5 protein-coding genes are annotated in these 6,372 nt (G+C 41.8%); 2 read left to right on the top strand and 3 right to left on the bottom strand.

The features are described 5' to 3' along the window. Positions 1-1,496: pentapeptide repeat-containing protein (locus AC5JM2_RS21070; protein WP_495836788.1), on the bottom strand; the 1,496-nt coding region annotated here is incomplete at its 3' end. Between the two features lie 295 nt (positions 1,497-1,791). On the opposite strand from AC5JM2_RS21070, the gene AC5JM2_RS21065 reads away from it, so the two are divergent. Next, a complete protein-coding gene (locus AC5JM2_RS21065; protein ID WP_495836787.1) occupies positions 1,792-2,052 on the top strand; it encodes a TRADD-N-associated membrane domain-containing protein in 261 nt (86 codons plus the stop codon). A 115-nt stretch (positions 2,053-2,167) separates the two neighbouring features. On the opposite strand, the gene kdpA is transcribed toward AC5JM2_RS21065, so the two are convergent. Together kdpA and AC5JM2_RS21055 are read right to left on the bottom strand one after the other, a co-directional pair. Then, positions 2,168-3,865, bottom strand: a complete 1,698-nt coding sequence (gene kdpA, locus AC5JM2_RS21060) for a potassium-transporting ATPase subunit KdpA (RefSeq protein ID WP_495836786.1) — start codon at positions 3,863-3,865, stop codon at positions 2,168-2,170. Between the two features lie 297 nt (positions 3,866-4,162). After that, entirely contained in the window at positions 4,163-5,305 is a 1,143-nt protein-coding gene (locus AC5JM2_RS21055; RefSeq protein WP_495836785.1) for a sensor histidine kinase KdpD, read from the bottom strand. Between the two features lie 494 nt (positions 5,306-5,799). On the opposite strand from AC5JM2_RS21055, the gene AC5JM2_RS21050 reads away from it, so the two are divergent. Continuing rightward, entirely contained in the window at positions 5,800-6,240 is a 441-nt protein-coding gene (locus AC5JM2_RS21050; RefSeq protein WP_495836928.1) for a TrkA C-terminal domain-containing protein, read from the top strand. The last annotated feature ends 132 nt before the right edge of the window (positions 6,241-6,372 follow it).

The raw sequence follows: 6,372 nt of genomic DNA, 5'->3' as shown, positions 1-6,372 counted from the left end.
GCATTACTTAAATCTTGACATACAGCTCCCTGATTAACAATCTCCCAAATGAAACGCCACTTGCCATCAATCCGCGTTTCCTTGTTAATAACTGCACCCTTGAGGTAAGCAAGGCTGAGGTCGGCATGGTTCAGGTCGGCATGGCTGAGGTCGGCATGGCTGAGGTCGGCATGGTTCAGGTCGGCATGGCTGAGGTTGGCATAGTTCAGGTCGGCATGGCTGAGGTTGGCATGGCTGAGGTTGGCAATCCACAGGTTGGCATGGCTCAGATTGGCACCCCTGAGGTTGCTTCTCAGGTCGGTACCGATCAGGTTGGTATTGCTCAGGTCGGCACTACTCAGGTTGGCATCGCTCAGGTCGGCACCGATCAGGTTGGCACCCCTGAGGTAGACACCCCTTAGATAGAGACCCCTCAGGTAGACACCTTTGAGATTGGCACTGAACAAATTGATAAGTATCCGAAAGGCACCATCCAGGTTGCAACGAATCAAGTTTGCAAAAATAAGTTTTACACTAATTCGATTGTGACGAAAAATTAAGTTTTGACTACCAGATGTATCAACTGCACCATCTTGGATTAGACTCTCGTTATTATCTAATGTCTCACCAGGTAGTAGCTGAATATTTTCAACAGGAATATGTACATCATCAAGTTTTGTTTGAGAGTCAATTATTGCACTGCTTAAATCAGTATCACTTAGGTTAGCACCCCTCAGGTCAGCACCACTCAAGTCAGCACCACTCAAGTCAGCACCACTCAAGTCAGCACCACTTAAGTCAACATCGCTCAAGTCAGCACCTCTCAAATTTCGCCCCTTAACTGGCTGACTAACAATCTCTTGCACTAGACGCCATTTATCATCTAATTCGTTACTTTCGTCATCATCTGAAATTTCGCTCAAAATTTGAGCATCCTCAACCGGAAAACCGTTTACTTGTGTTAGTTCTCCTGATTCAAACTGAGATATAAGCCGTTCGATATCTTCTTGAGAACCTTCTACAATTAATCTGATACTGCCTTCTTGAATATCAGTAATTGTTATAGTGTCTCCTGAATGTTGTTGTAAAATAAATTGAATAAATTCTAAGTTGTGAACTGAATTCAGATCGCCTTTTAATATAATTTCAGCTTTCTTTTTTTTACTTTGTTTATCTATTACAGTTACTTTACGGTGAAGTGTTTGCATTTGCCCCACCTCCTCATTAGTTTCTAAGCTACTGCTATATTTTCTTTCTATTCGCTCAGATTGTTCTTCTTCTGCTATGTCTATCCACTTCAGTTTCAATGCCTCACATATTCTTTTAAAAGAATCAAGCTGAATTGGTTGACGCTGAAAAAATTTTGTAACTGTATTACGAGCTAATAATTGAGATTTGGCAAAGTTACTTTTTGAATCAAATCCTAGCCTTATCAAAGCATTTTCTGCTCTCTCTACACCTTGTGGAGACGCGATGATAGTTATTTTCTTTTTTCTGTTTTGGCTAGGATCTGTCATGGTTTGACCAGAGTTTTTTTAAGCGAAGCAAGAAGATGGAAGAAACAAGGAACAAGACCAACTTCTATCTTCCTTGTTTCTTTTGACTTCTTCCATGTTAAAGGCGATTGCCTACGGCAGAGCTAGCCCCTAAGGGGGCGCTACGCAAACGCTTAACGCTTGTGCAATCAAAAGTAGCGCATAAGACAATCATAGAAAGGTCACAGGTGATGAACAACACAATCGTTGCGTAGTCAAGATTACAGGCGTTTGGCTGCACATTAGAAGTATGAAGTTTATTTGCTCTGCGAAATCTATGAATAACAAGCCAATCCCTCACTCTGACTCTCCGATAGAACTGAGTATTGCTCGTGAACGCCTGCGACAAGCACGTTATAGTTTTAATCTTGCAATCATTTCTACCGCAGTGTCTGCTTTTATTGGTCTTACAGGTGCTGGGCTTCTGCTGACAGGAAAAGCGAATGAAGGTGCAGTGACTGCTGCTTGTGGAATGATTGCGAGTGTCCGATGTGTTGAACTTGCTAAAGATGCTAATGACAGACTCGATGAAATTTGATCTGTCTTAAAAAGGGGGAATCTTAAAAGCCCCCTTTTTAAGGGGGTTGGGGGATCTCTTTTGCGTAAGTCCTACTGGTAATAAATATCCTTAAGTATTCAACCCTACCCATCAGCTACCGTCTAGCTATCAGTTGAAAAGCTTCGGCTACAGGTCCTAATGCCAGAACTGGCAAAAAAGTCAATACTCCCAAAATCAAAATGACCCCAGTTGTTACTGCTGTAAACAGACCAGTATCTGTGCTCAATGTCGCGGAGGTTGCAGGTACTGTTTGTTTGTGTGACATACTGTCGGCTAAAAGTAGCAGGACAATGATTGGGATAAAACGTCCCGCCCACAAGGTAATACTGGTAGTCAAATTCCACCATAAAGCGGTGGATGCAGGTTGACTATCAGCTAGCCCCTCGAAGCCAGAACCATTGCCAGCCGCAGCAGAGGCATACTCATAGATAACTTGAGTCAGACCATGAAAGCCGGGATTACTAATACCTGCCAAAGTATCAGGAAAGGCAAGAGTAATTGCACTAGGAATTAAAATCAACAAAGGATGGATGAGCACAATCACGCTAACCAAGGTTATTTCCCGTTGTTCAATTTTGCGTCCTAAAAATTCTGGAGTACGTCCAACCATCAAGCCAGTTAGAAACACAGTTAAAAATAAGTAAATTAACAAAGAAGCAGCTCCAGTTCCCATTGCTCCCCAAATAACCTGAAGAAATAAATTAAGCAGGGCACTGAAACCACCAGATGGCATAAGGGAATCGAACATCCCATTGGCTGAACCAGTCATGGTGGCGGTAGTAGTTATAGCAAACAGAGCAGTTTGCGCCCAACCCAGCCTCACTTCTTTGCCTTCTAAATTCGGCTGCTCGCCAATGATCGCATTTACCAGTGGATTGCCTTGATACTCACCTACAGCAGTCGTCCCAACCAGAACCACAAAGATAGCAAACACCATCCAAAAAAGTAGCTTGCCCTGCCTAGTGTTATTGATGAACACGCCGTAGCTATGAATTACAGCCGCCGGAATAATAAGCATGGCAAAGACTTCCAACAGATTGGAACCACCATTGGGATTTTCAAACGGGTGAGCTGAGTTTGCACCAAAAAAAGCGCCACCGTTTTCCCCCAGCAGCTTAATAATTTCAAAGTGAGCTACCGGACCTCTGGCAATAGTTTGCGTTGCTCCTTCTAAAGTTGTGACTTTTACAGGACCGGCTATTGTTTCTGGGACACCCAAGCTAATCAACACTACAGCGCCAATAATACACATTGGTAGTAAAACTCGCGTAATAGAGCGGGTTAAATCCACGTAAAAGTTGCCCAACTTTCTGCCGCTCAAGCCCCGAAAAAAAGCAATTCCTACAGCCAAGCCAGTTGCAGGAGCAACAAACATCAAAAAACCTAAAGCCGCTACCTGGCTGAAATAAGACATGGTAGTCTCGGGTGTGTAGTGTTGTAGGTCAGCAGCAACTAAAAATGAAACGGTTGTGTGCAAAGCTGTATCCCAAGTAGGTGCCTTTAAATTTGTTGGATTTAAAGGCAACCATTCTTGAAACATCAACAGTAAAAAAACGAAAATGGCCATAACTGAGTTGCTCACAAGCACGGCTGTTGCATACTCCTGACCAGTCATGTCTTTTTCAGGTTCAACACCGCAGACCAAATAAATAATTTGTTCTACACGCTTCATAACCGGATCAAGCAAAGTTTTCCTTGCCATGAAAACTTGAGCCAAATACCTTCCCAAAATAGGACTCAGCACTACTACAAGCAGTAACGTCAGAGCAATTTGAAAAAATCCTTGTAACATAAATTAGAAAAACAATGATTTAATATCAAGCCCGGTTGATTAGTTATTATTCGGTGCATCTGTGCAACAGCTTGAAAACTCATACCCGGTGCTCCAGATCTCCCCTGCACTGGGTGCTGTCTTAATCATAAATCTTTAACCGGACATTATATTAAACGTGATTGCTTCTCAGAAATTCTTACTCTGTTCCAGGTAGAGACAAATTCGGTTCAATATTTTTGCTTAGCAAATTCTCCACTATGCGTACCACTGTAGTCGCAAGTAGCTACGGTACGCTTTGGATTTGCTTGGTTTTGGTTATTTTTCAGATGAGATAATATGGATATCGGTTTGGTTGAGCGATCGCACCAGTTGGTGAATGAGAGACTCTGTAAATATCGTTTGCCACTTTAAGCGACGAGTTTGACCCAATACTACCTGAGTAATTCGGTATAACTTTGCAACACGAGCAATTTCTTGTGCTACGTTCTGACCAGACACTTGCAAAAACTCACCCTTAAACTCTTGGCAGATTTGCTTGCAAGTTTCAACGTGCAATGCTTCTACTTTTGTCAGAAAATGGTCTGGATTGTTCACAAACAAAACGTAGAACGGTGCGTTCATGTAATCAGCAAATATAGCTCCGCGTCGAATCAATTGCACAGAGTTTGGCGCGCAAGAAACGCAAACCAGTATTCGTTCGTGGATACAGTAGGCATTTGCGCTGACAGCTTTAGCGTTGGAGTTTAGTCGAGCGGCTTGCTGAATTTCTTTCTTTTCTATGTTATCAGCTACCTGTCGCAGGGCAAGTTCTCGCAGAGCTACCAGGTTGGAACGTTGGAAGAGATTTTGTATGGATGGCTCGATTTTTTTTGTTGGATAAATTTTCCCTTCCAACAATCGCTCTTCTAATGTTTCTGGCGTGACATCCACAACAACCACTTGGTCTGCTGCTTCCAGTAAACTGTCTGGAATACACTCCTGCACAACGACACCCGTCATCTGCGTGACTTGATGGCACAGACTTTCTAAGTGTTGTATGTTGACAGTAGAAAAAACATCAATACCTGCTGCCAAAATTGTCTCTACATCCTGGTACCGTCTGTTGCGCTCTGCTCCTGGAATGTTGGTGTGTGCTAGTTCATCAACTAAAACAAGCTGAGGTTGGCGGGCAATGATCGCATCAGTATTCATCTCGGTGAAGATTAACCCGCCCTGTTCTATCTTGTTTGGTGGAATCACTTCTAAACCTTGTGTTTTAGCATCTGTTTCTGGGCGATCGTGAGTTTCCAGCCATCCAAGAACAACATCTATACCATCTTTTTTTTGTCGGCAGGCTTCATCTAGCATCCTGTAGGTTTTGCCAACACCAGGAGCCATACCAATAAAAATCTTGTGCTTGCCGCGACGAGCAGGACGTAAGTAGGTACTGTTAGAGCAAACAGTATAAGAACTGTACATTATTTGCGTATTAACATTGCTACACACCATCTTACTTGCTTAGTGTACTCATAAGTTCAAGAAAAGTTAATAATTTATTTTGAATGGGTAACAATAAGTGCTCTTAAGACAAGTCAGTCGCGTAAGCGCAAAGCGCACGAATCGGACGTTGCAAGAGCGTCTCCACTCGTGGCGGACATATTGTAAATAATAAGTCGGACTTGACATCAGAACGAATCCTGTGGACTGGCGGATGAATAAAAAGTTCAGCAAGAAGAATAAAGGCCTCAGAACTCAAGAGTCACAAGAGTTCATGAACAACAAAATTTTCATTCTGAAGATAGCTTGTATATCAAAACCATATCTGTAAATAGATACAGTTTATTTGCGATACTAAACATCTATATAATTTAATATATAGCATATTTTATCTTAAAATCTATCTGGAATGAGATCATTCTTTGAGAGAAAAGTCACATAATAATAAGATAAGAGTTTAAAAAACACTTTTTTTGGTGTTTGGGTTTGTGTTCCAAGAAAAAGATTTGATTGAACCGAGTCTAGTTGGTGTTTTCATTCAACCTAATAGTACTCTATGTGGTGTTTGTTTTGCCGATATTCCGTTACCGGAAAATTGTGTTCTATTGGGAATTGTAAGAGAAGGTAAAGTCATTCTAGCAATAGAGAATCCCACAATTTATCCAGAAGATGAAATTTTAGCAGTAGCTATTCATCCAATGATGACTCCTGCTCTGAAAGTTACTCTTAAGAAAACCCATCCTATTTATTCTTCGAGCAATCAAACATGCTTAATTTCAGCTAAGCATGTTGCGAATTCAACAGATTTAACACAAAAAACAGAGGTGTCAGTCGTCAGGAGTCAGAATGCCTCCTGTACGACGCTTGGACTCGTCTTAGGTTTAAATCCCCACCGTCTATACGATGTTCACAGTTAGTTGAGATTTGAATCTCCATATTCCTGAATCTGTTAGCAGAGTGGGGCGCAGCCCATTCTAACTTCTGACTTCTGAATTCTTCTTGAAGCTCTTTAATAAGTTCAGCTTTTGTACACGATTAAAATCATGAAT

The organism is Brasilonema angustatum (assembly GCF_059505445.1).
This window is presented reverse-complemented; position numbering and strand designations above follow the sequence as displayed.